Origin of the sequence: Agrilactobacillus composti DSM 18527 = JCM 14202 (assembly GCF_001436375.1) — a bacterium.
GTDB classification, from domain to species: domain Bacteria; phylum Bacillota; class Bacilli; order Lactobacillales; family Lactobacillaceae; genus Agrilactobacillus; species Agrilactobacillus composti.
The window spans coordinates 1-2,616 of the sequence record NZ_AZGA01000036.1 but is presented as its reverse complement, the minus strand read 5'-3'; the positions used below and the strand labels follow the sequence as shown (position 1 = coordinate 2,616).

The 2,616-nt window shown below is 39.4% G+C and carries 1 protein-coding gene; it reads left to right on the top strand.

Going from position 1 to position 2,616, the window contains the following annotated elements; all coding sequences use genetic code 11:
• Nucleotides 1-970: 970 nt before the first annotated feature.
• Nucleotides 971-2,616: hypothetical protein (locus FC83_RS06915; RefSeq protein ID WP_035456375.1), on the top strand; the 1,646-nt coding region annotated here is incomplete at its 3' end.

The window sequence follows — 2,616 nt, the reverse complement described above, 5'->3', positions numbered from 1 at the left end:
GACAATTCTCATAATTTCAAGACGAAAGTATGCCGTATTTATTGTACCAAGTGGTATAGATAACCTAGCGGCTAGAGACACATGGCACACAATTCAAAAATACGCCGTGTTTTTATACTGAGCTTGTGGGATAGGCATGAAAACGAAGATATTTATGTTTTTCTTGATTTTATCTAGGAGAACAGTTATAGTTTTTATGGAAAAGATACCAATTATCTTTTCAGTACGAATACTGCACCAAACAGCGTCAAATTAGCAACTATCAGCTGTCTGGATTGATCAAAGGGTTTTCAGTGGTCGGAAATCCAACGATTTAAGCCAGCAACTAATTGCGGTTAATTTGAGACCTTAGTTCAATATTGGCAATTCTCGCCAATATTTTCGGCTAAGATCAACACCTTCCACGTTTTACGGTAAGCTTGCTTGATTGCAAGGATTGTTTCAAGAATATTACAAAGTTATGACGCCGCCAGATTTCAATGGTTGTTCTAACACACAGCTGAAAATTACCCGCGATCCCAGAATTCGACGTCCCTGATGTCGAATCGCTATAATTGCCGTTTTACCCAACTTAATATAAAAGCTATTAATCATTGCTGGGCAATTTGTTTCTCATTTGTGGGTTGCGGACAGTACGGGTAGCCGGACACTTGTCGCAATTTTGACATTTGCAGGCCATCGGTACACACAAATGTGGGTAACGTGTTATAATGTATATGGTATTAGGAACAATTACAATTACGCTTTATGGTATCAATGATTTGGGATCAAGTTAGTTTGTCTTTGGCCCGATATTTCAAGAGTCACTTTCGAGTGCAGTGGAGCGCTCCAGGGGAGGCGTGCGATATTGGCATTGCTGTAATGGCAATGTAATATTAAAATTCTTTTCTTGGAATATGGGACTGTGGTATAATACTGACAGTATTAAATAATCAAATGTTTGTTTCGATATGAGGAGGAACTTTTACACATGAAAACATCTAAAGTTAAATATTTAGGCGTTGCTGCCGCAGCTTTATTAGCTGTTGCGCCAGTAGCAACTACTGCATTTACAGCAACATCTGCTGAACAGGGTACTGTTCAAGCAGCTACAACAACATTACCAGATACTACAAGCACAATCCAATGGGATGCTACAGGCGCTAATGGTGGTGCTGCTGCCGCTAAAATCTTTACAATGAATGCATCTACAAATCAGTTGGTCCAAGCAACAACTGCTAATGGTAATTTAATTGCCGTAGGTCCAGTTGCTTATAATCAAGAGACAGTTGGTGGTATTCAGTATTACACTGTAGCTGGTGTTAATGGTCAAAAGTATTACGTTGCTGTTAGTGATGCAACTGCTAACAAATTAGTGACTGGTTTTACTAAGACAGCTGATCTTCCTAACTATACTTTGAAAAATAATGGTGCTGCCATTACTGATGCAGCCATTGCAGGTAAAGTTTATTCCAATGATGCTAATGGTGCTGCAACTTCTAATACTGCTGTTGAAAAAGATGTTGTTGCTGCCATCAACAATGGCACAATCACAGGCCCAATCGCTTCTTACATTTTAAGCAATGGCGTAAATGCTTATGGTTTTGTTTATAACGGTGCTGTTTACTTCATCGATAAAGATGTTGCAAATCTTGCAATCGTACAAGGTCCTACAACTCCAACCTATTTAGTTAACGCTGTTAATGGTACTGTTACAACTAAACGTGACTTAACACCATTATATCGCTATGCAATCACAACTGATGGCACTGGCCAAGTCACTACTGACGGTAATGCTGATGCTACTGGCACATATGTTAATGATTACAAGACTACTTTGACTTATGATCAAGTTGCTGGTTCTTATGATAACAATGGTAAATTTGTTGTTTTAGCTTATCACGTAGTTAAGGGCGATGCTTCTGGCAAGGCTTCTGACTTATGGGTTAAAGCTGGTGACGTTAATGCCACTACTCAATACAACTATGCTGAAAATGTTAAAGGCACAGTAACAGCTACTGCTGATTCTGATGTTTATGGCGATATTGCATTTTCTAACAAGATTGATTCACTTAAAGTAGGCAAAGGCCAAAACTTTGACTACACGCAAGTAATCAAAGATAGCTTGAATGGTGACATTGTTGGTTATGCTCGTAAACAAGGCAAGACTTGGACTTACGTCAAAGCTGCTAACTTTAAAGAAGTGACTCCTGAAGTGCAAGTAGATACTGAAAAATTACCTACAGGTACTGCCGTTTATTCTGACAACAAAGCTGCTACAATCTACTCAGATGCCGCTACTACTAAGGACTCTGGTACTAAGTTGAACACATCTTATGACGAATGGTCTGCATTCGATGTATCTAAAGATTCTGATGGCCACATTGTTGCTTACCGTTTAGGTAAAGACCAATGGGTTAAGGCTTCTGACTTAGCTACTGAAAAATCATTATCTGGTACATTTGATACTGGTGCCGGTGTTGCTTTATACAACGCTGACGGTACATTGACTGGCACTATCCAAGCTGACGGTCAATACACTGTATTCGGTGTTAAATACATCGACGGCAAACAATCATTGAAGTTAGGTACTGACGCTCAATGGGTACATGCTTCTGATGGTGACTACTACCCAGC